General features: G+C 68.5%; 27 protein-coding genes. 10 read left to right on the forward strand and 17 right to left on the reverse strand.

The window, feature by feature from the left end; genetic code table 11:
• The 4 genes from EV652_RS33975 to EV652_RS33990 are packed head-to-tail and all read left to right on the forward strand — an operon-like array spanning position 1 to position 3,585.
• Positions 1-1,206, forward strand: coding sequence for a glycerate kinase (locus EV652_RS33975; protein ID WP_242002166.1), 1,206 nt, complete (start codon positions 1-3; stop codon positions 1,204-1,206).
• The gene (gene allB / locus EV652_RS33980) at positions 1,203-2,546 is read left to right on the forward strand and encodes an allantoinase AllB (protein WP_132213395.1); all 1,344 of its coding nucleotides are present in this window, start codon (positions 1,203-1,205) and stop codon (positions 2,544-2,546) included. The genes EV652_RS33975 and allB overlap by 4 nt, the downstream gene beginning before the upstream one ends.
• The gene (locus tag EV652_RS33985) at positions 2,543-3,367 is read left to right on the forward strand and encodes a bifunctional allantoicase/(S)-ureidoglycine aminohydrolase (protein ID WP_132213396.1); all 825 of its coding nucleotides are present in this window, start codon (positions 2,543-2,545) and stop codon (positions 3,365-3,367) included. Before allB ends, EV652_RS33985 begins: the two co-directional genes overlap by 4 nt.
• 17 nt (positions 3,368-3,384) lie before the next feature.
• Positions 3,385-3,585, forward strand: a complete 201-nt coding sequence (locus EV652_RS33990) for a hypothetical protein (protein WP_132213397.1) — start codon at positions 3,385-3,387, stop codon at positions 3,583-3,585.
• Here EV652_RS33990 and EV652_RS33995 read toward each other — a convergent pair.
• The gene (locus EV652_RS33995; RefSeq protein WP_132213398.1) at positions 3,582-4,121 is read right to left on the reverse strand and encodes a GNAT family N-acetyltransferase; all 540 of its coding nucleotides are present in this window, start codon (positions 4,119-4,121) and stop codon (positions 3,582-3,584) included. The genes EV652_RS33990 and EV652_RS33995 overlap by 4 nt on opposite strands.
• Before the next feature lie 97 nt (positions 4,122-4,218).
• On the opposite strand from EV652_RS33995, the gene EV652_RS34000 reads away from it, so the two are divergent.
• Positions 4,219-4,986 (forward strand): SDR family NAD(P)-dependent oxidoreductase, encoded by a 768-nt coding sequence (locus EV652_RS34000; RefSeq protein WP_132213399.1) that lies wholly within the window; start codon positions 4,219-4,221, stop codon positions 4,984-4,986.
• A 48-nt stretch (positions 4,987-5,034) separates the two neighbouring features.
• Here EV652_RS34000 and EV652_RS34005 read toward each other — a convergent pair whose 3' ends face one another.
• Together EV652_RS34005 and EV652_RS34010 are read right to left on the reverse strand one after the other, a co-directional pair.
• The gene (locus EV652_RS34005; RefSeq protein ID WP_132213400.1) at positions 5,035-5,829 is read right to left on the reverse strand and encodes an ABC transporter permease; all 795 of its coding nucleotides are present in this window, start codon (positions 5,827-5,829) and stop codon (positions 5,035-5,037) included.
• A complete protein-coding gene (locus EV652_RS34010) occupies positions 5,826-6,779 on the reverse strand; it encodes an ATP-binding cassette domain-containing protein (protein ID WP_199238558.1) in 954 nt (317 codons plus the stop codon). The genes EV652_RS34005 and EV652_RS34010 overlap by 4 nt, the downstream gene beginning before the upstream one ends.
• A gap of 95 nt (positions 6,780-6,874) precedes the next feature.
• Here EV652_RS34010 and EV652_RS34015 point away from each other — a divergent pair, with 95 nt between their 5' ends.
• Complete coding sequence (locus tag EV652_RS34015; RefSeq protein WP_132213401.1) at positions 6,875-7,642, forward strand: TetR/AcrR family transcriptional regulator; 768 nt, start codon at positions 6,875-6,877, stop codon at positions 7,640-7,642.
• On the opposite strand, the gene EV652_RS34020 is transcribed toward EV652_RS34015, so the two are convergent.
• Both EV652_RS34020 and EV652_RS34025 read right to left on the reverse strand, forming a co-directional pair.
• Positions 7,639-8,241, reverse strand: a complete 603-nt coding sequence (locus tag EV652_RS34020) for an FMN reductase (RefSeq protein ID WP_132213402.1) — start codon at positions 8,239-8,241, stop codon at positions 7,639-7,641. The genes EV652_RS34015 and EV652_RS34020 overlap by 4 nt on opposite strands.
• Positions 8,238-9,350, reverse strand: a complete 1,113-nt coding sequence (locus EV652_RS34025; RefSeq protein WP_132213403.1) for an LLM class flavin-dependent oxidoreductase — start codon at positions 9,348-9,350, stop codon at positions 8,238-8,240. Before EV652_RS34025 ends, EV652_RS34020 begins: the two co-directional genes overlap by 4 nt.
• Positions 9,351-9,505: 155 nt before the next feature.
• Here EV652_RS34025 and EV652_RS45525 point away from each other — a divergent pair, with 155 nt between their 5' ends.
• Complete coding sequence (locus tag EV652_RS45525; protein ID WP_242002180.1) at positions 9,506-9,649, forward strand: hypothetical protein; 144 nt, start codon at positions 9,506-9,508, stop codon at positions 9,647-9,649.
• Positions 9,650-9,657: 8 nt separating this feature from the next.
• Entirely contained in the window at positions 9,658-11,154 is a 1,497-nt protein-coding gene (locus EV652_RS34030; RefSeq protein ID WP_242002175.1) for a glycosyl hydrolase family 28-related protein, read from the forward strand.
• On the opposite strand, the gene EV652_RS34035 is transcribed toward EV652_RS34030, so the two are convergent.
• Positions 11,135-11,470, reverse strand: coding sequence for a tetratricopeptide repeat protein (locus EV652_RS34035; protein ID WP_132213525.1), 336 nt, complete (start codon positions 11,468-11,470; stop codon positions 11,135-11,137). The genes EV652_RS34030 and EV652_RS34035 overlap by 20 nt on opposite strands.
• A gap of 84 nt (positions 11,471-11,554) precedes the next feature.
• Positions 11,555-12,037 carry a GNAT family N-acetyltransferase gene (locus tag EV652_RS34040; RefSeq protein WP_132213405.1) on the reverse strand — a complete coding sequence of 161 codons (483 nt, stop codon included), beginning with the start codon at positions 12,035-12,037 and terminating at the stop codon, positions 11,555-11,557.
• A gap of 175 nt (positions 12,038-12,212) precedes the next feature.
• Here EV652_RS34040 and EV652_RS34045 point away from each other — a divergent pair, with 175 nt between their 5' ends.
• Positions 12,213-13,793 (forward strand): alkaline phosphatase D family protein, encoded by a 1,581-nt coding sequence (locus tag EV652_RS34045; RefSeq protein WP_132213406.1) that lies wholly within the window; start codon positions 12,213-12,215, stop codon positions 13,791-13,793.
• Position 13,794: 1 nt separating this feature from the next.
• Here the strand turns inward: EV652_RS34045 and EV652_RS44850 are convergent, their stop codons facing one another.
• The 3 genes from EV652_RS44850 to EV652_RS34060 all read right to left on the reverse strand — a co-directional run bounded on the left by EV652_RS44850 (position 13,795) and on the right by EV652_RS34060 (position 16,381).
• Positions 13,795-13,908: an SDR family oxidoreductase gene (locus EV652_RS44850; protein WP_199238559.1), complete on the reverse strand. Its 114-nt coding sequence runs from the start codon at positions 13,906-13,908 to the stop codon at positions 13,795-13,797.
• A gap of 116 nt (positions 13,909-14,024) precedes the next feature.
• A complete protein-coding gene (locus EV652_RS34055; protein WP_132213407.1) occupies positions 14,025-14,846 on the reverse strand; it encodes a polysaccharide lyase family protein in 822 nt (273 codons plus the stop codon).
• Entirely contained in the window at positions 14,846-16,381 is a 1,536-nt protein-coding gene (locus EV652_RS34060) for an alkaline phosphatase D family protein (RefSeq protein WP_132213408.1), read from the reverse strand. The genes EV652_RS34055 and EV652_RS34060 overlap by 1 nt, the downstream gene beginning before the upstream one ends.
• Positions 16,382-16,551: 170 nt before the next feature.
• Here EV652_RS34060 and EV652_RS34065 point away from each other — a divergent pair, with 170 nt between their 5' ends.
• Complete coding sequence (locus EV652_RS34065; RefSeq protein WP_132213409.1) at positions 16,552-17,427, forward strand: aldo/keto reductase; 876 nt, start codon at positions 16,552-16,554, stop codon at positions 17,425-17,427.
• Between the two features lie 44 nt (positions 17,428-17,471).
• On the opposite strand, the gene EV652_RS34070 is transcribed toward EV652_RS34065, so the two are convergent.
• The 7 genes from EV652_RS34070 to EV652_RS34100 form a co-directional block, all read right to left on the reverse strand.
• Positions 17,472-18,905 (reverse strand): diguanylate cyclase domain-containing protein, encoded by a 1,434-nt coding sequence (locus EV652_RS34070; protein WP_242002167.1) that lies wholly within the window; start codon positions 18,903-18,905, stop codon positions 17,472-17,474.
• Between the two features lie 72 nt (positions 18,906-18,977).
• Entirely contained in the window at positions 18,978-19,724 is a 747-nt protein-coding gene (locus tag EV652_RS34075) for a sugar phosphate isomerase/epimerase family protein (protein WP_132213410.1), read from the reverse strand.
• 18 nt (positions 19,725-19,742) lie between these two features.
• Positions 19,743-20,558, reverse strand: a complete 816-nt coding sequence (locus tag EV652_RS34080; protein WP_132213411.1) for a sugar phosphate isomerase/epimerase family protein — start codon at positions 20,556-20,558, stop codon at positions 19,743-19,745.
• Positions 20,555-21,709 (reverse strand): dihydrodipicolinate synthase family protein, encoded by a 1,155-nt coding sequence (locus EV652_RS34085; protein WP_132213412.1) that lies wholly within the window; start codon positions 21,707-21,709, stop codon positions 20,555-20,557. The genes EV652_RS34080 and EV652_RS34085 overlap by 4 nt, the downstream gene beginning before the upstream one ends.
• Entirely contained in the window at positions 21,706-22,869 is a 1,164-nt protein-coding gene (locus EV652_RS34090) for a Gfo/Idh/MocA family protein (RefSeq protein ID WP_132213413.1), read from the reverse strand. Before EV652_RS34090 ends, EV652_RS34085 begins: the two co-directional genes overlap by 4 nt.
• Before the next feature lie 11 nt (positions 22,870-22,880).
• Positions 22,881-23,615 carry a cupin domain-containing protein gene (locus EV652_RS34095; RefSeq protein WP_132213414.1) on the reverse strand — a complete coding sequence of 245 codons (735 nt, stop codon included), beginning with the start codon at positions 23,613-23,615 and terminating at the stop codon, positions 22,881-22,883.
• 356 nt (positions 23,616-23,971) lie between these two features.
• Positions 23,972-25,387: an FGGY family carbohydrate kinase gene (locus tag EV652_RS34100; RefSeq protein ID WP_132213415.1), complete on the reverse strand. Its 1,416-nt coding sequence runs from the start codon at positions 25,385-25,387 to the stop codon at positions 23,972-23,974.
• Positions 25,388-25,468: the final 81 nt, after the last annotated feature.

The following is a 25,468-nucleotide window of genomic DNA, read 5'->3' on the forward strand; positions in this document are numbered from 1 at the left end:
GTGGTTGTTGCCTCTGACAAGTTCAAGGGCAGCCTGACCAGCAACCAGGTCGCGGTGGCGGTGCGCGAGGGCGTACGCCGGGTCAACCCCGACGCGACTGTGGACGCCGTACCAGTGGCTGACGGCGGCGACGGCACCCTCGCCGCCGCCGCCGCCGCCGGCTTCGATCTGATCCCGGTGACGGCGTCCGGCCCCACCGGAGAATCTGTCCGCACCGGCTACGCCCGGCGTGACGACGTCGCCGTCGTGGAGCTCGCTGACGTCTCCGGCCTGGTGCGTCTCCCCGGCGGCCGACAGGCTCCGCTGACCGCAACCTCACGCGGCACCGGTGAGCTGATCGCCGCCGCGATCACCAGCGGCTGCACCCGAATCATCCTCGGCATCGGCGGCAGCGCCTGCACCGACGGCGGAGCCGGCCTGGTCCGCGCACTGGGCGCCAAGCTGTACGACGCCAACGGCGCGGACCTCGCGGAGGGTGGCGCGGCCTTGAGCGCGTTGGCGTCCGTCGACCTAACCGCACTCACCGAGCGCCTGGCAGGCGTCGAGATAGTCGTCGCCTGCGACGTGGACAACCCGCTGACCGGCCCGTCCGGCGCGGCAGCCACGTACGGACCGCAGAAAGGCGCCAACCCCGCGCAGGTCGGACAGTTGGACAGCGCACTGGCCCACTGGGCCGACCTCGTCGGCGGCGCTCGTGGAGCGGCGCGTCAAGCCGAAGCCGGGACCGGAGCTGGATCCGGAGCCCGAGCGGTGGGCGCCGATCTCCACGACGCGCCCGGCGCCGGAGCTGCTGGCGGGGTGGGGTTTGCGGCGCTGGCGTTGCTCGGCGCGGAGCTGGGGCCTGGCATCGAGCTCATGCTGGACCTGGTCGGCTTCCATCACCAGCTGATCGGCGCGGACCTCGTCGTCACCGGCGAGGGTGCGCTCGACGAGCAGACGCTGCACGGGAAGGCGGCCGCCGGTGTGGCGGCCGCGGCCGGAGCCGTCGGCATCCCGGTGGTCGCGGTCTGCGGGACCAACCGGCTCGACCACGACCGCCTCCGCGAGGCCGGGATCACCGCGGCCTACGCCCTGACCGACCTGGAGCCCGACGTACGGCGGTGCATCGCCGAGCCGATCCCGCTGCTGCGGCGACTCGGTGAACGGATCGCGGTCGATCACCTGGCGAGATCTACGATGACACCAACCGAGAGGGGCGTCGTATGACCGCGCTAGACCTCGTCATCCGATCTCGCCGCGTGGTGAGCACCGCGGGTGAGGTGGCTCGCGCGGTCGGGGTGCGAGACGGCCGGATCGCCGCCGTCGCGCCGTACGACGCCGATCTCGACAGCACCGACGAGCTGACGTTGAACGACGACGAAGTGCTGATGCCCGGCCTCGTCGACTCCCACGTTCACGTGAACGATCCCGGTCGGACCGAGTGGGAAGGCTTCACCAGCGCGACCCGGGCGGCGTCGGCCGGTGGCGTCACCGCGATCATCGACATGCCGCTCAACAGCATCCCGCCGACCTGCGACGTACCGGCCCTCGAGCTCAAGCGGAAAACTGCCGCGAGCCAGGCCTACGTCGACACCGGCTTCTGGGGTGGGGCGATCCCCGCAAACCTGGACCAGCTCCGCCCGCTGCACGACGCCGGCGTCTTCGGCTTCAAGTGCTTCCTGCTGCACTCGGGCGTCGACGAGTTCCCGCCACTGGATCCGACCGAACTCGAGCCAGTCATGCGCGAGATCGCCTCCTTCGCCGGGCTGCTGATCGTGCACGCCGAGGATGCGCACGGAATCGACGGCGCTCCGGCAGCACACGGCGCGAGCTACCGAGACTTCCTGCAGTCCCGCCCCCGCGAGGCGGAGAACAAGGCCGTTGCCGACGTCATCGAGGCCGCCCGCCGGACCGGTTGCCGCGTCCACATCCTGCACGTGTCCAGTTCCGACGTACTGCCGCTCCTCGCGAAAGCCCGCCGCGACGGAGTCCGGATCACTGCGGAGACCTGCCCGCACTACCTCACGTTCAGCGCCGAGGAGATCCCGGACGGCGCGACGCAGTACAAGTGCTGCCCGCCCATCCGCGAGGCAGCCAATCGTGACCAGCTGTGGAACGGCCTGCGGGACCGAACCATCGACCTGGTCGTCTCCGACCACTCGCCCTCGACCGTCGACCTCAAACGCCTGGACACCGGCGACTTCGGCGAGGCCTGGGGCGGTATCGCCTCACTCCAGCTCGGCCTGCCTGCGGTGTGGACCGAAGCACGCCGCCGCGGCTTCACCCTGACCGACGTCGCCCGCTGGATGTGCCAAGCACCGGCGGCGCAGACGGGTCTGCAGCACAAGGGCAGCATCGAGGTCGGGTACGACGCGGACTTCGGCGTCTTTGCACCGGACGAGACGTTCGTGGTGGACGTCAACACCCTGCACCACAAGAACGCCATCACCCCGTACGACGGACGGCCGCTCGACGGCGTCGTCCGCAGCACCTGGCTGCGTGGCGAACCCGTCGACATCGAGGCGGGCCCTCGGGGCCGCCTGCTGACCCGAGGAGGACAAGGATGACAGCGCCGCGGTACTACTCTCCGAGTGGCGGGCTGCCCGCGCAGACCGACCTGACCACCGACCGCGCCGTCTTCACCGAGGCGTACGCCGTCCTGCCGCGCGGAACCATGCGCGACATCGTCACCAGCAGGCTGCCGTTCTGGGACGACACCCGGCTGTGGGTGATCGCCCGGCCGCTGTCCGGGTTCGCGGAGACGTTCTCGCAGTACATCGTCGAGGTCGCGCCGGGCGGCGGCAGCGACAAGCCGGAGACCGACCCGAGCGCCGAGGTGGTCGTGTTCGTTGTCGAAGGCAACGTGACGCTGACCATCAGCGGTGAGAAGCACGACCTCGGGCCGGGCGGGTACGCGTTCCTGCCGCCGTCGGCCGACTGGACGCTGCACAACACCAGCGAGCAGGTCGCCCGGTTCCACCTGGTCCGGAAGGCCTACGAGCGGGTCGAGGGGATCGACGTACCCGAAGCGTTCGTCACGAACGAGGTCGACGTCGAGGGGGTGGAGATGCCCGACACCGAGGGCCGGTGGAAGACGCAGCGGTTCGTCGACCCGGACGACGTACGCCACGACATGCACGTCAACATCGTCAGCTTCGAGCCCGGCGGCGTGATCCCGTTTCCCGAGACCCACGTGATGGAACACGGTCTGTACGTGCTCGAGGGCAAGGCGGTCTACCTGCTGAACAAGGACTGGGTCGAGGTCCAGGAGGGCGACTTCATGTGGTTGCGGGCGTTCTGCCCGCAAGCCTGCTACGCCGGGGGACCGGGCCGGTTCCGCTACCTGCTCTACAAGGACGTCAACCGGCACCCGAAGCTGACCCTCTGAACCACGACAGTGGATGGGTGCCCGACTACGAGATCGTCCGCGCCGACGACCCGCGCTGTGCCGAACTCGAGGCAGCCGGCTACGAGATCGTCGGCGAATCCTGGGCCGGGGATCACCAGGTTCAGCACCGGCGGCGCCGCGATGAACTCGGCCAGCATCGGCGCCAACGAGGCCCTCGGCTACACGCTGACCGAGCGGTGGCGCTCGTACGCCCCTAAAGGCTGATGGTCACAGGCCGCTGCGGTGGGCTGAGCGGGTCGGTGGCCAGGCGGGCGTGCCGCTCGACGTCGTACCGCGTGCCGTCGTACGCGAGCCGCTGACGCTCGAGGCCCTCGTAGAGGAAACCGGCGCTGCCGGCCACCCCGCACGAGGCCGGGTTGTTCATCCGGTGACCGAGCTCGAGCCGGTAGAGACCGGCGTCCTGGTGGGCCCAGTTGGCCAGCGCGCGAAGAGCGTCCCGGGCGATGCCCTGGCCGCGGACCTCGGCGAGTGTCCAGTACCAGGTCCAGCCCACCTGGTGCCGGTCGATGTTCGTCACCGCGACGCAGCCGATCGGGTGGTCGTCGGCGTCTGCGACGGCGTACACGTGCCCGTTGTCCAGGTCGGCGACCCGGCCGATCCAGTCGACCGCAGAGGCCGTGTCCACGATCCCGCCCTGGTACACCATCTCGGGATCCTGGTGCGCCGCCGACAACCGCAGCGCATCAGCTGTCCGCCACCGCCGAAGTTCCAGCTGCCCCAGGCCATATCCCATCCATCGAATCTACCGCCGACACCTCCCGGGCAAACCCTCTCCCGGCGCGTACACCCGCGGACGGGCGTCCCGATCGCGAGGCGGGCAGGATAGGCGCATGGCATATCTGGATTTCAGGGATCAGGTCGTCGTGGTGACCGGCGCCAGCAGCGGGATCGGTGCCGCGGCGGCGGTCGGGTTCGCGGAGACCGGGGCGACGGTCGCGCTGCACTACCACCGCAACTCCGACGGCGCGAAGCACACGCTGGGAGCGGTCCAGACGGCGGGCGGTACGGCGTCCGTGCACCAGGCCGACCTGGCCGACCCAGCCTCGGCGGGCATGCTGATCGACGACGTGCTGGCGAAGCACGGGCGGATCGACGTACTGGTGAACAACGCCGGTGACCTGGTCAACCGCTCGCCGGTGACCGACGTACCGGACGAGGAGTTCCACCGGATCCTCGACGTGAACCTGACCTCGGTGTTCGCGCTCTCCCGCCGGATCGTGCCGGTGTTCCGCGGGCAGGGCGGCGGCAGCATCATCAACGTCACCTCGATCGCCGGCCGGCACGGCGGGGGTGGCGGGTCGGTCGTGTACGCGACCAGCAAGGGCGCGGTCAGCACCTTCACCCGCGGTCTGGCCAAGGAACTCGCGCCGGACGGCATCCGCGTCAACGCGATCTCGCCGGGCGTGATCAAGACCCCGTTCCACGATCGGCACACCGCCGAGGAGCAGCTGAACGGGATGATCGCGACCATCCCGATGGGCCGCACCGGTACGCCGCACGAGTGTGTCGGCACCATCCTGTTCCTGGCCTCGGAGCGGATGAGCTCCTACGTCACCGGCCAGATCATCGAGGTCAACGGCGGCCAACTGATGCCATAAGCAACGGGCTCTGGCGGCGGACGGGCCGCCGCCAGAGCCCGGTGTGCCCTACTGCGACAGAGTGCGGAAACGGTGGGCCGACAGCGGCAGGAAGACCGCGATCAGCACCAACGGTCCGATGACTGCCGCTGCCTCGGCGTGAGTACCGATCCAGCTGGCTGTCGAGGACGGGTCGGGGTTACCGAAGAGCGCCCGGGATGCGGTTGCGGTGGCGGACAGTGGATTCCACTGAGCAATGGTTCCGAGCCACTCCGGCATCGTGGAGGTGGCGACGAAGGCGCTGGACAGGAAGCCGATCGGCCAGACCAGCACCTGCACCATCGTCACGCTCTGCGCGTTCTTCACCGTCAGCCCGATGAAGATCCCCACCCACAGCAACGCGAACCGCAGCAACAGCAGCAATCCGAACGCCGCCAGCGCCGACGGCAACCCTTCGTGGAACCGCCAGCCGAGCGCGAGCCCGGCCGCGATCAGTACGATCAGCGTCACCGCCGAGTCGAGCATGTCCGCGATGCACCGCCCGAGGACGACGGCCGCCGAGCTCATCGGCAGCGACCGGAACCGGTCCGTCACTCCCTTGTCCTTGTCCTGGGTGACCGCCGTCATCGTGCCTTCCAGGCCGAACAGCATCGCCAGCGCGAAGATGCCCGGCACCAGGAGCTCGTAGTACGACTGACCGTCCGGGAAGTCCATCGCGCCGCCGAGCAGCGCGCCGAACATCAGCAGCATCAGCACCGGGAAGAACCAGTTGAAGATGATCAGCCCCGGCTGCATCCGCCAGTGCACCAACGTCCGCCGCGCGATCGTCCAACTGTCCGCCAAAGCCCAACCAAAGGCTGTCATGCTGCCACCCCCGGGCCGGTCAGGTGGAGGAAGACCTCGTCGAGGGTCGGTCTGCGCAACGTGATGTCCTCCGGTTCGATTCTTGCCTCGTGCAATGAATTCGCGATCGACACCAGCGCCCGGGTGCGGTCCTTGACCGGCACACTGATCCGTACGTCGTTGACCCGGATCTCGCCGTCCGCCAGAGGTTCCGCCAACTCGACCACGCGTGCCACCTCCGCCGGATCCGCCAGCACCAGGTCCAGCCAGTCCGACCCGAGCCGGGTCTTCAGTTCGTCCGGAGTGCCCTCGGCAACGACAACCCCTTCCTTGAGCATCGAGATCCGGTTCGCCAGTTGATCCGCCTCCTCCAGGTACTGCGTAGTCAGCAACACCGTCGTCCCGCCGTCGACCAGTTGCCGAATGGCGGACCACACCTCGAGCCGCCCGGCCGGGTCCAGCCCGGTGGTCGGCTCGTCCACGAACAGCACCGCCGGCGCCACGATCAGGCTCGCGGCCAGGTCGAGCCGCCGCCGCATCCCGCCGGAGTACTTCGTCACCGCCTGGCCGGCCGCCTCGGTCAGGCTGAACCGCTCGAGCAGTTCGTCCGCCCGTCGTACCGCGGTCGCATGGCCCAGGTGGTTCAGCCGGCCGAACATCACCAGGTTCTGCTTGCCGGTCAGCACTTCGTCGACCGCCGAGTACTGGCCGACGAGTCCGATCCGGCGACGTACCTCCGCGCCTTGGCGGCGTACGTCGTACCCCGCGATCGTCGCCGTACCGGAATCCAGTTCGAGCAGTGTGGACAGGATCCGCACCGCTGTCGTCTTGCCGGCGCCGTTGGGGCCGAGGAGCCCCGTCACGGTGCCGGCGGTGACCTCCAGGTCGAAACCGTTCAGACCTGCCCCGTCGGTGCCGCCTTTGTAGTTCTTCCGTACGCCGACGGCCTCGATCACACGTTCCGTAGTCACTTCCCACCTCTCGCCGGGTTGAACCGTAGAGTGTACCGTACACTGTACGACTCAGGTACGATCGGGTCAACGACGAGCGGTTGGAGTTTGTTCCCTTGAGTCCGAAGAAGGCGGCAGCGCCCGATCCGGCGCGCAGTCTGGCGCTGCTGTGGGGCAGTCACACGAAGGCAGGCCGATCCGGCCTGACGGTGCGGTCGATCGTCGACACCGCGATCGAGCTGGCCGACGCGAACGGGCTCGAGGCGGTCTCGATGCGGATGGTGGCCGAGCAGCTGAAGGTCGGCACGATGTCGCTCTACACGCACGTCCCGGGCAAGGGCGAGCTGACCGACCTGATGTTCGACACCGTGTACGGCGACCTGTACGCCGACGTCGACGAGCCGGCCCGGCAGCCAGGCGGCTGGCGGGGCGCGCTGGAGTTCATCGCCCAGCGCAACTGGGACGTGCTCACCAAGCACGCGTGGATCCACGAGGTCCCGACGATGCGGAACGCACTGGGCCCCAACATCACGCTGAAGTACGAGGCCGAGCTCCGTCCGCTGGACGGCCTCGGCCTGACCGACGTCGAGATGGACTCGGCCCTGACGCTCGTCCTCACCCACGTCCACGGCACGGCCCGCGCCGGCGCCGAACAACTCCGCACCCAACGCGACACCGGCCTGTCCGATCAGGAATGGTGGCGAGAGATATCCCCGACCCTGACCCACGTCATGGCCGGTGCGGCCGACCGCTTCCCGGTGGCCGGCCGCGTAGGCACCTCAGTCGGCGAACACTTCCAGTCCGTCATCGACCCAGCCCATGCCCTCTCCTTCGGCCTGACCCGGATCCTCGACGGCATCTCGTTGCTGATCGACGAGCGCTAGCCGTTGAGCAGATCCTCGAACGGGGTGGGGTTCTCGTACGGGTCGGCCTGCGTGGGGGTTTCGTGGTGGAGGCTCGCCACCAGTTCCGTCGCGGCCTGTGCGATCCGGGTCCGGAGCTTGGTCGCGCCGGTGCCCCAGTCGGTCGAGGCGGCGTACACGCCGGTGGCGACGGGGAGCGCCTTCAAGTAGGCGAACAGGGGGCGAAGGGCGAAATCGAGCACCAGCGAGTGGCGCTCAGTGCCGCCGGTCGCGCCGAGCAGGATCGGCTTGCCGGCCAGTGCCTTGTCGTCGAGTACGTCGAAGAACATCTTGAACAGCCCGCTGTACGACGCGCTGAACGTCGGGGTCACCGCGATCACCGCATCCGCCTGGGTGACCGTGTCGAGCACCTTGCTCAGCTCCTCGGACGGGAAGCCGGTGAGCAGGTTGTTCGTCAGGTCGTGCGCGTAGTCGCGCACCTCGATGGTCTCGACCCGCGACGCGATCCCGCGACCGGACAACTCGTCCCGAACCGCGGCCGCCAGTTGGTCGGCGAGTAGCCGGGACGACGAAGGTGTCGTCAGCCCGGCCGTCACCACGGCGATCATACGCTCGGTCATGCTGTCGGCTCCTCGATCGTCTCCAGGTCGCGGGCCCGCTCGGCCGCAGCCTTCAGTGAAGCGTGATTCGGTGCGTCCGGCACATGCGCCGGCTTCTTGGCGGCGAACTCCTTGCGCAGCACCGGAACGACCTCGGACCCGAGGATGTCCAGCTGCTCCAGCACGGTCTTCAACGGCAGTCCGGCGTGGTCCATCAGGAACAGCTGCCGCTGGTAGTCACCGAAGTGCTCCCGGAACGTCAGCGTCCGCTCGATCACCTGCTGCGGGCTCCCGACCGTCAACGGCGTCTCCCGGCTGAAGTCCTCCAGCGACGGACCGTGCCCGTAGACCGGCGCGTTGTCGAAGTACGGCCGGAACTCCCGCACCGCGTCCTGCGAGTTCTTCCGCATGAAGACCTGACCGCCGAGTCCGACGATCGCCTGGTCCGCGGCGCCGTGCCCGTAGTGCTCGAAGCGGCTGCGGTAGAGCTCGATCATCCGCTTGGTGTGCGTGACCGGCCAGAAGATGTTGTTGTGGAAGAAGCCGTCACCGTAGTACGCCGCCTGCTCGGCGATCTCGGGCGACCGGATCGACCCGTGCCAGACGAACGGCGGTACGCCGTCCAGTGGTCGAGGCGTCGCGGTGAAGCCCTGCAACGGCGTACGGAACTTGCCTTCCCAGTCGACCACGTCCTCGCGCCAGAGCCGGCGCAGCAGGGCGTAATTCTCGACCGCGAGGGCGATGCCGTTGCGGATGTCCTGGCCGAACCACGGGTACACCGGGCCGGTGTTGCCGCGACCCATCATCAGGTCGACCCGGCCGTCGGCGAGGTGCTGCAGCATCGCGTAGTCCTCGGCGATCTTCACCGGGTCATTGGTGGTGATCAGGGTGGTCGCGGTCGACAGGATCAGCTTCGACGTCTTCGCCGCGATGAACCCGAGCTGCGTGGTCGGGGAGGACGGGACGAACGGCGGGTTGTGGTGCTCACCCTGGGCGAACACGTCCAAGCCCACCTCTTCGGCCTTCAGCGCGATCGTCACCATCGCCTTGATCCGCTCGCCTTCGCTCACGGTCCGGCCGGTGGTCGGGTCCTCGGTCACGTCACCGACGCTGAACACACCGAACTGCATCCTGTCCTCCTCAGACTTGGTAGTTAACTATTAAACTACCTTTGCCCCGCATAACGCCAATCCATGGTCCGGGCATTCCCCGCTCTTGTCAGGTCGGGTCCATGTGGTGAAACCTGTTCCCACCACGCGAAACCTCACCGCCCCGAGGAGCGTTCATGTCGCACCGCCTGACCCGTCGCGTCCTACTCGGCAGCGCCGCCGCCGTCCCCGCGACCACCTTCATCACCGCGCCCGCCACTGCCGTCGGACCCCGCGATCTCTCGACCCGTCTCCTCGAAGAGTCGGCCCCCATCCACTGATTCCGGACATCTCGTACGCCGGTTATCGCGGCGGCTCGAGGCCACGTCGCCCAGGTGTCGTCGCGCGTGTCACCGACTTCGGCGCCCGTCCAGGCAGCTCCGACGACTCTGCTGCCGCCTTCAACAGGGCAGTTGAGTACGCCGGAACACGCGGCGGCGGCACTGTCGTCGTACCGCCCGGTGTCTATCGGCTCGACTCGCCGGTGTGGATCCACTGGTCCGGCGTCGTCCTGAAAGGCTCCGGCCGGGAGCGCACGATCCTGCACTTCACCCGGCCGATCGAGGAGAGCTACCGGCCGAACCTGCAGTCGACCGGCAACAGCCGCTGGTCCTGGACCGGTGGGCAGATCTGGGTGATCGCACCCGAACGGAAGGCCCGCTCCGAGGCCGAGGACTTCGCCTCGACCGAAGGCTGGCTGCTCGGTGAGACGCTGGCCGATGTCGGGTCTGCGTCTCGTGGTCAGCAGACGCTGGTCGTGTCGTCGACCGAGCACCTCGCGGCCGGCGACATCGTCGTACTGGAGACCGACAATCCGGCGGATGCCGGCGTACTGCGGCATCTGGCCGGGGACGTGCCCGGGACGCGGGAGTACGACTGGCCGGTGAAGGCGCCGCAGCTCACGACCGGATCGGGTGGGCAGTACGTGCAGTACGCGAAATTGCAGTGGCCGGTGCGGATCGCGGAGGTGCTCGGGGACCGGCTGGTCCGGTTGGCGCAGCCGCTGCGGTACGACCTCCGGCCGAGTTGGCCGTCGCGGCTGCGGGAGATCGGGCCGACCGTGCATGACGTCGGTGTGGAGTCGCTGACGATCCGGAACGAGTTGCGTCCGATGACCGCGCACAACAAGCACCCAGGCTCGAACGGCCTGTGTTTCCAGGCGGTTCACGACTGCTGGGCGGACGACGTACGGGTGGAAAACTGCGATCTCGGGTTCGGGTTCACCACGACCAAGGCGGTGACGTTGGCGAATGTGGTCGTCGGCGGGCGGTCCGCGCACCACAGCTTCGCGTGCCGGATGCAGTCCCACGACAACCTGGTCGACGGGTTCGAGATCGAGCCGTTCTCCGTGCCGCTGCCGACGGGCGCGCTGCACCACGGGCTCAACCTGGAGGGGTTGTCGGCCGGCAACGTCTGGCGGCGCGGGCAGATGGCAGAGGGGACGTTCGACACTCACCGGGCGATGCCGTTCGAGAACGCCCGAACGGACATCACCCTGGTCAACAACGGTCGCGTCGGCGGCTCGGCTGCCTCAGGTCCACTCTTCGGCGCCCGGATCGCGCACTGGAACATCCGGATCACCTCCGGCAGCCCGTACGCGATCCACCTCGCCGACGTCGCTCCCCGCAGCATCACCGTCGGCCTCCAAGGCCTGACCTGGGACGCCAGCGGCCTCCCCCGAGACTTCCAAGGCGACCTCGAGAACGGCACCTTCCTACTGGGCCAGCGCCCGGCCATTCCCGACCTGTACGCCGCCCAACGCCAACTCAGGCGCGATGGGGCTTGAGCAAGTCCTCGTCACCGGTGAGCGCCGCCGCAATCCGGCGGTGCTTGCCGGCCTCGTCGGCGCGCGACTGCCGCTCGAGCGTCCGCGCCAGCATCAAATGCGCGTAGTACTCGGTCGGCTCCCGCTCGATCACCTCGAGCAAGTGCTCCTCAGCAGGCTTCAACAACGCCGCGTGGTAGTAGGCCCGAGCCAACAACAACCGGGTCCCAACGTCGTCCGGCGTCTCCTCCACGACCGGCCGCAACGCCCGGATCGCCCCCCGATAGTCCCGCCCATCGAAGTACTGCTGCCCAAGCCCATAACTCAACGCCCGCATATCTTCCACCGCGAAAACCTCCTGTCTGGGGTACGGACAAGACAGGAACACCCCGGCGCACGGAGCTATTCCGTGGGCCGGGGCTCAGGAACCCAGGTGGGTGAGGGCGTTGTCGGTGAGGCGGTAGACGGTCCATTCGTCTTGGGGTTGGGCGCCTAGGGACTTGTAGAAGTCGATGGCGGGGGTGTTCCAGTCGAGGACGGACCATTCGAGGCGTTCGTAGTTCTTGCGGACGCATTCCTGGGCCAGGGCGACCAGGAGGGCTTTGCCGAGGCCGGAGCCGCGGGTTTCGGGGCGGACGAAGAGGTCTTCGAGGTAGATGCCGTGGACGCCGCGCCAGGTGGAGAAGCTGAGGAACCAGATGGCGCAACCGGCCACCACGCCCTCGTGTTCGGCGACGTGGCAGAAGGCCTTGGGGGACTCGCCGAAGAGCGCGGTCTCCAGCTGTTCCGCGGTGAGCTTGCACTCGTCGGGGGCTCGTTCGTACTCCGCCAGGCCGTAGACCAGTTCCACGATCGCCGGTACGTCGTCCGGCCGCGCGCGCCGTACACGTTCGTCAGTCTGCATTGGACCATCCTGCACTCTGGCCCAGGTACCGAACATTCCTGTTAACTTACCGAGCAACTTCGCGAAAGCTACCAGACACCCGTCAACTGAAAACTGGCCATGCCTCTGCTGCCCCGCCCCACCGCCCCGGTCAGCGCCTTCCCACCCTGACACCGCCCGTCACAGGAGGAATTCCATGTCCGTTTCACGCCGTCGCTTCCTCGGCCTGAGTGGTGCGGGCTCTGCCGCCGTACTGCTCGGCACCGGGGCCTGGGACGCCTCGACCACGTACGCCGCTCCGGCCGGCAGCGGCAACCCGTTCTCCCTCGGTGTCGGCTCCGGTGATCCGCAGTACGACGGTGTCGTGCTCTGGACCCGGCTCGCCACCGACCCGTACGCCATCGACGGCAAGGGCGGGATGCCCGCCACGCCGATCCGGGTCGAGTACGAGGTCGCCCGGGACGAGAACTTCCGCCACGTTGTACGTCGGTCCAGCGTCGTGGCGACCCCCGAGCTCGGCCACTCGATCCACCCCGAGGTCCGCGGCCTGCTGCCGGATCACGTGTACTACTACCGCTTCCGCACCGGCCGCGAGGTGTCGCCGACCGGCCGGACCCGGACGACGCCGCACCCGTTCGCCTCGCCGCGGGAGCTCAAGTTCGCGTTCGCGTCCTGCAATGCCTGGCAGGACGGGTTCTACACCGCCTACGACCACCTGGCGGCCGAGGATCTCGACCTGGTCGTCCATCTCGGCGACTACCTGTACGAGTCCGGTGTGAAGACGAACAGGCGCGGTGTCGAGACGGACCCGCGCTTCCACGGCGAGACCTTCGACCTCGCCCGGTACCGGCTGCAGTACTCGCTCTACAAGACCGAGGCGCCGCTGCAGGCCGCGCACGCCCGGTTCCCGTGGATCCACACCATCGACGACCACGAGGTGGAGAACAATTGGGCCGGTGACCTCTCCCAGAAGGACACCGAGCCGGACCAGGACCCGGCGGTGTTCCGGGCACGCCGGGCGATGGCCTTCCAGGCGATGTACGAGAACATGCCGCTGCGGCACGACCAGATGCCGTCCGGTCCGGCGGTGCGGCTGCACCGGCGCCTCCCGTACGGTCGTCTGGCCGACATCACCATGCTGGACACGCGCCAGTACCGCTCCGACCAGCCCTGCGGCGACGGTGACTCGTCGACGTGCACCGACCGGTTCAACCCGGACAACACCATGCTCGGCGGCAAGCAGCGCGCCTGGCTGCTGGACGGTTTCAAGCGGTCGAACGCGCGCTGGCAGATCCTCGGCAACCAGGCGCCGATGGGCCAGACCGACTGGACCCCCGGCCCGGAGACGCGGGTCTGGCTGGACCCGTGGGACGGATATGTTGCCGAGCGCAACCAGGTGCTCGGTGCCGCGCAGGACAGCGGGGTCCGCAACCTGGTCGTCATCACCGGCGACCGGCACCAGAACTACGCCCTCGAGCTCAAGCGCGACTACGAGAACCTCGACTCGGCGACCGTCGGTACGGAGTTCGTCGGTACGTCGATCACCAGTGGCGGCGACGGTGCCGACATGACGGATCAGGGGCAGCAGTTCCTGGCCGCCAACCCGCACCTCAAGTTCTTCAACTCCCAGCGCGGCTACGTCCGCGTCACCGTGAATCAGAAGCAGTGGCGCTCCGACTACCGCGTCGTCCCCTACGTCACCACTCCCGGCGCCCCGATCGCCACCCGGGCGTCGTATGTCGTCGAGGACCGCAACCCGCACGTCCACGCGTCCTGAGTCATGCGGCCAGGCCGCCGTCCACGCGCAGTACAGCCTCGGTCACGTACGACGACCGATCGCTGAGCAGCCAGGCGGCGGCCTGGGCGATCTCGTCGGCTGAGCGGTACGGCACAGCGGTGTCCGCGCATTCAGTCCGTCGATCACACCGGGCGATGCGCGGTCCCAGTCGCGCAGCATCTCGGTCAGGGTGACCTGCCCGGCTGAGCGATGCCCAGCCGGGCGGTCGTGTCACCGGCGCGAGTAGATGCCGAAGGCGTCGTACGCGATCCAGGAACCGTTGTCCTTGAACAGCTCGATCACGTTCTGGCCCTGTGTGAAGAGGGTCCGGGGCAACGGCTTCTCGAGGTACGACGGCTTGAGCGGCGACCCGGGGTACGTGCTGTCGGCGATCGTGGACCCCTTGGTGGCGCCGTTGGCGAAGGTCAGCCGGCCGACCTCGGTGCCGTTGACGGTGAGAACGGCCGTGCCGGCGAGGCTGGCATGACTGTCGATCAGCCACAACGCCAGGTCGAGATCCTTGTCCGGTACGGCGGCCAGATCGAACCGGAACGTCGCCCGGTGATTCTTCGACCCGGCCCACTTGTCCGCAGGTCCAGGCAGCAGGTACGACCAGTCAGCCGACGGCGTCGACGTACCGAACGTGAAGTCGACGTCCGACGGGAACCGCGTCGGGTAGCTGGCGTAACCGCCCGGCGACAGGGCAAGCTCCGAGCCCTTGCCGTCGAACTCGCCGACCCGCGCGACCGGGATGCCCGACACCGTGACCGACGTCAGGTTGGTCGCGGCGACTGCTGCCGACGGACTCGACCTGTTGCCGGCGGCATCCACCGTGACGACCCGATACGTCCTGGGGACACCGGTGAAACCCAGACCACGATGGACGAAGTGCGGGTAGACAGTCTTGCCGACGAGCTCGAACGAACCGGAGTTCAGCACGTAGACCGCGTAGTGGTCGACGACCGTTGCCCACGACACCGGTTTCCAATCGAGCGTGATGCTGCTGATCTGGCCGCTGCCGGTGAGCTGAGTGATGGCGGGAGGACGGTCCATCACAGGGCCTCCAGACGAGGGGAGTTGACCGGCGAGCGGAAGGCGGCAACCACCCGTGGCTCGGCGTTCGCGTCGGCCTCGATGTACGGGAAGTTGACGAACTCCGCGGTCAGTTCGGACCGGGTCAGCGTCGTATGCACGTAGCCGCGCCGGGCGTTGTAGAACTTCACGTACGGATGCTGGAGCCAGTCCTTCGCATAGCTGTCCGTGTCGGCGCCGTCCCCGTCGGAACCGATCGAGGAGCACACCAGTTCCACCCCGATCGTCGGCGAGGCCGGGTCGGCGAAGTCTGCCTTCAGCTCGGAGGCGACGTGTCGGTGGATGTCGCCGGTGAGCATCACCGACGGCCCGGTGGCCTCCTGCATCGCCGCCAGCAGCCGGCGGCGGTTCGCCGGGTAGCCGTCCCACTGCTCGATCCGGTCGTCGGTGATGGCAGTGAGTACGACGCCGCCGGCGAGGACGTTCCAGGTCGCGGGTGAGCTGCGCAGGCCGTCGTACAGCCACTGCTCCTGCTTGGCGCCCAGGATGGTGCGTTTCTCGGACTGCTGGTCGGCCTCGTCCTTCGGCACCGGGTCGCGGTATTGACGGTTGTCGAGCAGGTTGAGCCGGGCCAGCGACCCGACGTCGTACCGGCGGTAGACCTGGGTGTCGGGTCCCTGCGGCAGACTGGCGAGCCCGATCGGGAGGTTCTCGTAGAACGCCCGGTACGCGACGGCGCGGCGGTGGACGAACAGCTCTGGTGGAATCCCGTAGATAGAGTTCGCCGCGCCGTAGTTGTTCTGCACCTCGTGGTCGTCCCAGACATTCAGCCACGGCGCGGCCGCGTGCGCGGCCTGCAGGTCCGGGTCGGTCTTGAACAGGGCGTACCGCAGCCGGTACTGCTCCAGCGTCTCGATCTCCACCTGGTGCTCGGGTCCGACCGACACGCCCTCACGCCAGAGGTTACCGCCAGCAACGATCCCGTACTCGTAGATGTAGTCACCGAGGAAGAACACCGCGTCCGGCGCGCGGCTGGCGATGTCCCGGTACGCCGGGAAGTAGCCGTGGTACCAGGCCTGGCAGGACGCGGTGGCGAAGCTGAACCGCGAGCCGTGCACCGGCAGGGTCTTGGTCCGGCCGACCGGACTGAGTTCGTTGCCGACGCGGAAGCGGTAGAAGTACTCGCGCTCAGGCCGCAGCCCACTCACCTCGGGGTGTACGGCGTGCGCCAACTCAGGCGTGGCGATCGCGAGCCCGCGCCGTACGACGCGCTTGAACTGGCTGTCCTCGGCCACCTCGTACTGCACGGGCACGTGATCAGCAGGCATGCCGCCGTGACCGTCAGCGGCCAACGGCGTCGGCGCCAGCCGGGTCCAGAGGACGAACCCGTCAGGGCGTGGATCACCGGACGCGACACCAAGGGCAAACGCTCCGGACGGAATCGGGCGGGATGGCGTCGCGTCCGCGGCGGCCGGCGCGGAGACGCCGAGCGCGACGCTCGCAGCGCTCAGGCCGGTGAGTTGGAGGAAGGTACGGCGTGATGTGGGTGGAGGCACGGGCGGACTCCTTCGGCAGGGAGAGCAGACTTGCGTCACATTCTTACGTATGTCTCGTCCCTAATGTCAGTGGTTGACGGGAAGTCGCCAAAGATTCAGCAACCGGAGTGCTGGGTGTCTGCGAAGATTCCTGTTGGAAGTCTGAGTCTCGGCGCGCGAGGCTTGAGCACATGGCAGCTCAGACGAACACAACGCGTCGGATCGGTGATGTCGAGGTCAGCGGGATCGGGCTCGGCGCGATGCCGATGTCGATCGAGGGCCGGCCGGACGAGGCGCGGTCGATCGCGACCATCCACGCCGCACTCGACGCCGGGATCACCCTGATCGACACGGCCGACGCGTACCACCTGACCGCGACGGACGTCGGTCACAACGAGTCCCTGATCGCCAAGGCGCTGGGGTCGTACGGCGGTGACACGTCCGGCGTCCTGGTCGCGACCAAGGGCGGACACCTGCGGCCGGGTGACGGGCGGTGGACGCTCGACGGCTCGCCGGAGCACCTGAAGGAGGCGGCCGACGCGTCGCTGAAGCGGCTCGGGGTCGAGGCGATCGGGCTGTACCAGTTCCACCGGCCGGACCCGACGACGCCGTACGAGGACTCGATCGGCGCGATCCGCGACCTGCTCGACGCGGGCAAGATCCGGATGGCCGGTGTTTCGAACGCGAACCCGGCGCAGATCCAGCAGGCGAACGAGATCCTCGGCGGCCGGCTCGTCTCGGTGCAGAACCAGTTCTCACCGGCCTTCCGCTCGAGCGAACCCGAACTCGAGTTCTGCGACAAACTCGGCATCGCCTTCCTGCCCTGGTCCCCGCTCGGCGGCATCTCCAACGCCGGCGACCTCGGCGCGAAGCACCCCGCCTTCCACCAGCTCGCCGCCGACCTGGGCGTCAGCCCCCAGCGCCTGACCCTGGCCTGGATGCTGGCCAAGTCCCCGCACGTCATCCCCATCCCAGGCTCCAGCCGCCCGGAAACCATCCGCGACTCGTACGCCGCCCTGGACCTCGAACTCACCCCGGACCAGGTAGCCACCCTCGACGCCGCCTGAGCTCAGCTGCGCGCGATCCCGCGGCTCCAGCGCGAGCCGCGGGATCAGGTGCGGCGTTGTTTGGTGAGGTACATGGCTTGGTCGGCGGTGTGGAGGAGGCTGTCCAGGTCGGTGGTCTCGGGGGTGATGGGCGCGGTGCCGATGCTGGTGGTGACCTGGACGGTGATGTCGGGGAGCGGGCGGCTGACGGCGGTCTCGAGGCGGGCGATCAGGGTGGCCAGGTCGTCGTCGGCGATGTCCTCGGCCAGGATGGCGAACTCGTCGCCACCGAGGCGCGCGACGGTGTCGCCGTGGCGGACCTCGCGCGCCAGTCGCTCGGCGATCTCTCGGAGCGCATGGTCGCCGGCCTCGTGTCCGTAGCCGTCGTTGACCAGCTTGAAGTGGTTCAGGTCGCAGAACAGCAAGGCGCCGCGGCGCCCGGAAGCGCGGGTCCGCTCGAGGGCCGCAGCAAAACGGTGCTGGAGCAGCCGGCGGTTCGGCAGGCCGGTCAACGGATCGTGAGCCGCGTGGTGGCGGAGCTCGCGTTCGGCGTCCTTGCGCGCCGTCACGTCGTCGATCTGGACCAGCAGGATTCGTGCTTGACCGGCGCCGACGATGGCCGCCGTACCGCCGAGCCAGATCTCGTTGCCGGTGGGCTGGGAGAAGATCCGCTCGAACCGGTACGTCCCGTTGCCAGCAGCAACTTTCTCGAGCTCCTGCCGGGACTGGTCGGGTTCCTCGTCGCGCAGGAAGTCCAGGAGCCGGGCGCCGATCAGCTGGTCGGCGGCGTACCCGGTGATCCGGCAGAAGGCTTCGTTGACCCGTAGGACCCGGCCCGCCTCCGGCCCGTCGAAGGCGATCGTGGCCATCCCGTTCCCGGCGCCCTCGAACACCATCCGGAACGTGGTTTCACTCGCCTCGAGCCGCGCCTTCTCCGCCAGCAGCTGATCCGTCAGCCGCGCCTTGTCGATCGCCAGCCCGGCCTGGGTCGCGAAGATCTCCAGCAACTCCCGGTGGATCGGCCCGGGGCGCCGCTGGTCCTCCGGCAGGTCGACCGCCAGCATCCCGACCAGCTCGCCGTCCGACGAGTACAGCGGCGCGAACAGAGCATCCAGCGGGTGCCAGGCGGCCGGGTCGTCGGACACCGGTACGTCGGGCACCCAGCCGATCACCTCGCCCTCCGGCAGCCGCTCGTGTGGCACGAACCGCAGTCGGCCCCACTCGTCGGCGATCGCGAAGTCGGCGTCGAAGATGTCCGCCGAGCTGACCGTCCCGAGCAGGGCCTCCCGCGCCTCCGGCGACCCGGCCACCGCGATCACCTCGAACTTCCCGTCCGGATGGCGCAGGTTCAGTACGGCGATCCCGAACCCGAGACCGTCCACCACACCGTCGACGACCGCCTGCAGGGTTTCGGCCAAGCTCCGCCCTGCACCCATCCGGGCGCTCACCTCGTACAGGCGCCGCACAGCCGTCAGCCGAACAGTGGGTTCGTTCTGCACGCGTCGAGCTTAGGCCGAACTCACCCGACGTGAGCAGTTGTCACCCAAGCTGACCCGGTTAAGGCTTTTGTTTCAGTACCGGAGATCGGACAATCCGCGGTAGCTCCGCTCGGCCGAGGCCCAGGAGTCCGGCGGTGCGTCGTGCTCGACCAGCCACTGCTCGACACCACCCTGTTCGGCGTACGCGAACATGCCGGCGAAGTCGAGCTTGCCGGCGCCGACGTCCTCCCACGACCCGTCCTCGGCCATGTCCTTCACGTGCAGCGCGGGGAACCGCCCGGGGTGGTCGCGGAAGTAGTCCACCGGGTCCTTGCCACCGTTCACCACCCAGTACAGATCAAACTCGAAGCCGAGCAGCGTGGGATCGACGTCCAGCAGGATGTCGAACAGCACCGTCCCGTCGACCTCGTCGAAGTCACGCCCGTGGTTGTGGAAGAGCAACTTCAGCCCGGCATCCCGAGCCGCCTTGCCGGCCTCGGTGAACGCGGCCGCCGCCGTCCGGAAGCCCTCCACGGAGTGCAGGTCGGAAGGGATCGACGGTACGACGATCCACTTCCCGCCCAGCGTCTGTACGTCGGCCAGCGCGCCGGCCCAGTCGTCGGCGATCCGGTCGTACTTCACGTGCTCCAGCACGATCGACAGCCCGGCCTCGTCCGCGAAGGACCGGATCTTGTCCGCGGAGTGCCCGAACCGCCCGCTCACGCCGACGGTCCGGTACCCGATGCCGGCCAGTCGCTTCAGTGTTCCTGGATAGTCTTCGGCCAGTACGTCCCGCATCGTGTAAAGGTGCATTCCGATGCCGTCGGCGGGAATAGTCATACAGGCAGCTCCTCCGAGTTAGACGACGTGCTCCTGATACCGCTCCAGCGCCAGGTCGAAGACCTCTTGTCCCGGCGCGTCCCACAGCTTCTGGTTGAAGATCTCGACCTCGATCGGGCCGTCGTACCCGGCCGCGTCACAGGCCCCGCGCAGGCGGCGCAGCTCGATCGAGCCGTCGCCCATCATGCCGCGCCCGAGCAGCGTGTCCTCCGGCAGCGGAACGACCCAGTCGCTCACCTGGTAGGACAGGATCCGCTCACCGGCCCGCTCGATCTGCCGGTACACGTCGGCGTCCCACCACAGGTGATAGGCGTCCACGATCACGCCGACCTGCGAGGCCGGGAACTGCTCGGCCAGATCGAGCGCGCCCGACAACGAAGACACCACGCACCGGTCCGAGCAGAACATCGGATGCAACGCTTCGACCGCCAGCTTGACCCCACGCTCGGAGGCGTACGGCGCCAGTTCGGCAAGCCCGTCGCGGACCATCTCCCGCGCTCCGTCGATGTCGCGCGACCCCGGCGGCAACCCACCACTCACGACCACCAGCACGGAGGTCCCGATCGTGGCTGCCTCGTCGATCGCGCGGCGGTTGTCCTCGATTTTCGCCTTCCGCTCGGCCGGGTCGGTCGAGGTGAAGAACCCGCTCCGGCACAACGACGACACCTTCAGCCCGGCGTCCGCAACGAGCCGGGCGGTCTTGTCGACGCCGTACTCCTGGATCGGCTCACGCCACAAGCCGATCCAGGACAGCTCGGCCTTGGCGCTGGCCGCGACGACGTCCTCGAGCGGCCAGTACTTGGTCGTCGCCTGGTTCAGGCTGTAGCGACTCACGCGTCGACTCCACCCACGAGCAGCAGTTGACGGAACCGCGCCACGGCAAGCTCAGGATTCGTCAGTACACCGGCCTGATCGGCGAGCCGGAACGTGTCGGCCAGGTGCGGCAACGATCGTCCGGTCTGCAGACCGCCGACCATCGAGAACCCGGGCTGGTGCCCGTTCAGCCACGCCAGGAAGGCGATGCCGGTCTTGTAGTAGTACGTCGGTGCCGAGAAGATCTGCCGGGACAGTGGCACGGTCGGCGCGAACACCTCGTCGTACCGCTGCAAGTCACCGTCGTCGAGAGCCTTCAGCGCGGCCGCGGCCGCCGGGGCGATCGCGGCGAAGATGCCGAGCAGGGCGTCGCTGTAGTGCTCCGCGTCGCCCTTGATCAGCTCCGGGTAGTTGAAGTCGTCACCGGTGTAGAGGCGAACACCCTCGGGCAGTCGGTTGCGCAGGGCAACTTCACGCGACGCCTCCAGCAGCGAGACCTTGATGCCGTCGACCTTCGCGGAGTGGTCGCCGATCAGCTCGACTACCACGTCGGCCGCGGTGTCGAGCGAGTCGCTGCCCCAGTAGCCGTCGAGCGCCGGGTCGAACATCGCGCCCAGCCAGTGCAGGATCACCGGTCGCGACGACTGGTTCAGGAGCCGGTCGTACACCTTCCGGTAGTCGTCCGGCGAAGCCGCCGCCGCGCACATCGCCCGGCTGGCCATCAGGATCGGCTGTGCGCCGACCTCCTCGGCGACCGCCAGCTGCTCCTCGTAGGCGCCGATCACGGTCTCCAACGAGTGGTTGCCAGCAGCAAGCTGATCCGTACCGACACCGACCGCGATCCGTCCGTCCGGTGCCTCGGCGGCGGAGCGCCGGATCAGCTCCTGCGTCGCCGCCCAGTCCAGACCCATCCCGCGCTGTGCGGTGTCCATCGCCTCGGCCACCGACAGTCCGAGCGACCACAGATGCCGCCGGAACTCCAGCGTGTGCTCCCAGTCGACCACGGCGGGCTGACCCGGCGAGTTGTCGCCCAGTGGGTCCGCCACGACATGTGCCGCCGCGAAGGCCAAGCGACTCTCCGCCGGCGAGTAGGTGCCCTGGGCAACCGGTTCGCCGATGACCTGATAGGCCTCCAGTCCGCCTGGGCCGGGAAGACGAAGTGAGAGCGTCACAGCTGTGCCTCGATGTCGAGCCGCGGTACCTCGAGCTTGCGGCCCTCACGCCACGACTGCAGCCCCAACTCCGCGAGCTGCACACCCTTGGCGCCCTCGACGAAGTCCCAGGTGAACGGCGCGTCGTCGACCACGTGCCGCAGGAACATCTCCCACTGCACCTTGAACCCGTTGTCGAACACCTCGTTGTCCGGCACCTCGGCCCACTGCTCGCGGAAGTTCTCGGTGGCCGGCAGGTCCGGGTTCCAGACCGGCTTCGGCGTCGCCGACCGGTGCTGCGCCCGGCACCTCCGCAGACCCGCGACCGCGCTGCCCTCGGTCCCGTCGACCTGGAACTCGACCAGCTCGTCGCGGAACACCCGGGTCGCCCAGGAGGAGTTCATCTGGGCGACGATGCCGCCCTCCAGCTCGAACACGCCGTACGCCGCGTCGTCCGCGGTGGCCGGGTACCCCTTGCGCTGCTCGTCGTACCGGGTCGCGATGTGGGTCGCACCCTGGCAGTAGACCGTCTTGACCGAACCGAAGATCTGGTCGAGCACGTACCGCCAGTGGCAGAACATGTCGACGATGATGCCGCCGCCTTCTTCCTGCTTGTAGTTCCAGGACGGCCGCTGCGCCTCCTGCCAGTCGCCCTCGAAGACCCAGTAGCCGAACTCACCGCGGACCGAGAGGATCTTGCCGAAGAACCCGCCGTCCACCAGCCGCTTCAGCTTCCGCAGGCCCGGCAGCGACAGCTTGTCCTGCACCACGCCGTTCTTCAGCCCGGAGTCCCGGACCAGGCGGGCCAGGTCGACCGCTGCTTCCAGCCCCTCGGCGATCGGCTTCTCGCAGTAGATCGCCTTGCCGGCTTCGACGGCGGCGCGGACGCCCTTCTCGCGCAGCTGGGTGAGCTGGGAGTCGAAGTAGATCTCGACGTCCGGCTCGGCCAGCGCCTCGGACAGATCGGTGGTCCACCGGGTCAGCTCGTACTGCTCCGCGATCCGGCGCAGCTTCAGTTCGTTGCGGCCGACCAGGATCGGCTCGGGGATGATCATCGTTCCGTCCGCGGCCGGGATGCCACCCTGCTCGCGGATTGCCACGATGGAGCGCTCGAGGTGCTGGCGCAGGCCCATCCGGCCGGTGACACCGTTCATCACAATGCCGATGCGTCGCTCGTTCACAGTCTTACCTCTCACGAATTGATCTCGTAGGTGTCGAGGCGACCGCACATGCCGTGCCGGCCGAACTCGGTGGGGGCGGGGAGTTGATGGAGTTCAGCGGTCTCCAGGTGCGGCGCGGTGCCGGCTTCCAGCGCGTCCAGCGCGGCGCCGGTCTCGTCGGCCAGGCGGCGCGCGCCCTGCTCCCAGCGGCGTCGCCAGTCCGCCAGCTGCGGCTGGACGATGCGGATCGCGGCCGCGTAGAAGTCGTCCAGCGCCGACGGACCGTGGGCTTCGTACGACTCACGCAGTACTGCGAAGCCCTGCAGCGCAAGATCGCGACGAGCCATCGCGGACGGGGTCCTCGCCTCACCCTCGCCGGTGAGGGCGGTCGCCTCGAGATACGTCTCGCGGTCGGTCAGGTGCTCGGGTGGGAGGGTCAGTACGGCGTCGCCGGCCTCGGGGAGACCGGAATTCGACATCAGGGTGAGGATCTGGAGCTCGCCGCCGTTGACGAGCCGGTGGATCGTGCCGGGGTCGAACCAGACCACGGTGCCCGCCTGCAGCGGCGTCTCGGTGAAGCCCTTCGGGTTCAGGGTCTGGACCGCGCCGGAGCCGGCGATCACGTAGTACCCCTCGGAGCAGGCCAGATGGACGTGCGGTGTACCGCCGACCAGGCCGTCCGGAGCCTCGATGTCATAGACCGTCAACCGCGAGACGCCGATGCCGCCGGGGAGCGCCACGGCGGAGCCGGGCTCGAACTCGCACATGGACGCCTCCCTCGTGAGCCACGGAAAGGGCTTTCCCAGGCTTGTGACCGCAACCTTAGGTGGGCTGTCACGACGAGTCAACCTGTTGCGGAAAGCGATCTCCGACCGCATCCGGCCAACCCCGCCCCGTCCCCATCCACCCCCACCCGTACCCACCCACACCCATTTCGCTGGTTAACCAGCCAAGTGGTGGGTTCTCCACCCGAATTACGGGTGGAGAACCCCCAAGCTCAGTGGTTAACCAGTCAAATGCGGCCGGGCGGGGCGGGCGGGGCTGGTGGGCGGGGTGGGCCGGGCAGGCGGGGTGGGCTGGGCCGGCTGGGCGGTTGGGGGTGGCCCGGTGGGAGTGGGGTGGGTCAGGGGGTGCGGACGGCTGCTACGGCCTCGGCCCAGTGGGTGCGGCGGGTTGCGCGGGGCTCGGGGGCGAGGGTTGGCTCGTAGAGGCGGGTGGTGCGGGTGGTGGCCCAGGCGGTGGTTTCGCCGAGGGTGGTCCAGGCGAGTTCGGCGGTGCCGAGGGCGGAGATCTCGGCGACGTCCGCCGCCTCGACCGGGTGGCCGAGGAGGTCGGCCTGGGTCTGCATCAGCAGGTCGGAGACGGTCGCGCCGCCGTCGGCCCGCAGGCGGCGTGGCGTCGTACCCGATGACGCGATGGTGTCGGTGATGTCGCAGATCTGGTGAGCGACCGCGTCCACACACGCCCGCGCCACGTGCGCGCGAGTGGTCGCGCTACTCATCCCGGTCAGTGCCGCCCGCGCGTTGCGATCCCAATGGGGCGCGCCCAACCCCGCGAAGGCCGGCACCAGTACGACGCCGCCCGCATCGGGAACCGTGGCTGCCAACTCCACCAACGCGCCGACGTCCGGCAGGCCGAGCAACTCCGTGGTCCAGGCCAGTGCCGCGCCGGACGACACGATGTTGCCCTCCAGCGCGTAGAGCGGCTTGTCGGTCAACCACGCCAGCGTGCAACCGTCCGCGACGAACGAATCGACCGGCGTCATCACCGACGATCCGGTCCCGTACGTCGCCTTGATCATCCCGGCCTGCGTGCACCCCTGCCCGTACATCGCCGCATGCGAGTCGGCCAGTACGGCGACGATCGGAATCCCGTCCCGCAACCCCGGTACGCCGGACGTCGTACCGAAGCCACCGTTCGACGCCCGCACCTCCGGCAACACTGACCTGGGTACGTCGAACGCCTCGAGCAGTGACGTCGACCAGTCGAGGTCGAGTACGTCGTACAGCAAGGTGCGGGACGCGTTGCCGGCGTCGGTCAAATGCTCGCGGCAACCAGTCAGCCGATGGATCAACCAGGAGTCCACAGTGCCGACGTGATCGGCCTGCGCATGCTCGAGCAGCCAATGCAGCTTGGGCGCCGAGAACATCGCGTCCACCCGAAGCCCGGTGCGCTCGCGGACCAGGGTGTCGACCGAGGGCGGCAAGGTCGAGCACCAGGCGCTCGTCCGTACATCCTGCCAACCGATGACCGGCCCTACTGCCTTGCCCAGCTCGTTCCACCCCACCACCGACTCACGTTGCGTCGACAGCGCGATCCCAACGATGTCGACCGGGGCTGCGGTGGCGAGACAGCGCGAGATGGCGTGCAGCACGCTCTGCCAGATGTCGTCGGCGTCCTGTTCGGCCCATCCCGGCTGGGGTGTGGACAGCGCGACCGGCGCGGATCCGGTCGCCAGGACGGCACCGTCCGCGGCGACCAGCACGGCCTTCGTATTGGTCGTGCCCTGGTCGATCGCCAGCACCGCAGATCCACCCACGTCGAGCGCCCTTCCGATCGGACAACTTTCAACCGAGGTCTTGACGGGACTCTAGCGCCGTGGCGACACTCATGGCGACAG

This window comes from Kribbella steppae, from assembly GCF_004342025.1.
Classification (GTDB): domain Bacteria; phylum Actinomycetota; class Actinomycetes; order Propionibacteriales; family Kribbellaceae; genus Kribbella; species Kribbella steppae.

What these genes read in the sequence shown, in the direction of transcription:
- EV652_RS33985 (WP_132213396.1), top strand. Translation starts at nt 2,543, where the DNA reads ATGACAGCGCCGCGGTACTACTCTCCGAGTGGCGGGCTGCCCGCGCAG.
- EV652_RS34065 (WP_132213409.1), top strand. Translation starts at nt 16,552, where the DNA reads ATGGCAGCTCAGACGAACACAACGCGTCGGATCGGTGATGTCGAGGTC.
- EV652_RS34040 (WP_132213405.1), bottom strand. Translation starts at nt 12,037, where the DNA reads ATGCAGACTGACGAACGTGTACGGCGCGCGCGGCCGGACGACGTACCG.
- EV652_RS34075 (WP_132213410.1), bottom strand. Translation starts at nt 19,724, where the DNA reads ATGACTATTCCCGCCGACGGCATCGGAATGCACCTTTACACGATGCGG.
- EV652_RS34035 (WP_132213525.1), bottom strand. Translation starts at nt 11,470, where the DNA reads ATGCGGGCGTTGAGTTATGGGCTTGGGCAGCAGTACTTCGATGGGCGG.
- EV652_RS33995 (WP_132213398.1), bottom strand. Translation starts at nt 4,121, where the DNA reads ATGGGATATGGCCTGGGGCAGCTGGAACTTCGGCGGTGGCGGACAGCT.
- allB (WP_132213395.1), top strand. Translation starts at nt 1,203, where the DNA reads ATGACCGCGCTAGACCTCGTCATCCGATCTCGCCGCGTGGTGAGCACC.
- EV652_RS34095 (WP_132213414.1), bottom strand. Translation starts at nt 23,615, where the DNA reads ATGTGCGAGTTCGAGCCCGGCTCCGCCGTGGCGCTCCCCGGCGGCATC.
- EV652_RS34005 (WP_132213400.1), bottom strand. Translation starts at nt 5,829, where the DNA reads ATGACAGCCTTTGGTTGGGCTTTGGCGGACAGTTGGACGATCGCGCGG.
- EV652_RS34020 (WP_132213402.1), bottom strand. Translation starts at nt 8,241, where the DNA reads ATGACCGAGCGTATGATCGCCGTGGTGACGGCCGGGCTGACGACACCT.
- EV652_RS34025 (WP_132213403.1), bottom strand. Translation starts at nt 9,350, where the DNA reads ATGCAGTTCGGTGTGTTCAGCGTCGGTGACGTGACCGAGGACCCGACC.
- EV652_RS45525 (WP_242002180.1), top strand. Translation starts at nt 9,506, where the DNA reads ATGTCGCACCGCCTGACCCGTCGCGTCCTACTCGGCAGCGCCGCCGCC.
- EV652_RS34045 (WP_132213406.1), top strand. Translation starts at nt 12,213, where the DNA reads ATGTCCGTTTCACGCCGTCGCTTCCTCGGCCTGAGTGGTGCGGGCTCT.
- EV652_RS34055 (WP_132213407.1), bottom strand. Translation starts at nt 14,846, where the DNA reads ATGGACCGTCCTCCCGCCATCACTCAGCTCACCGGCAGCGGCCAGATC.
- EV652_RS34000 (WP_132213399.1), top strand. Translation starts at nt 4,219, where the DNA reads ATGGCATATCTGGATTTCAGGGATCAGGTCGTCGTGGTGACCGGCGCC.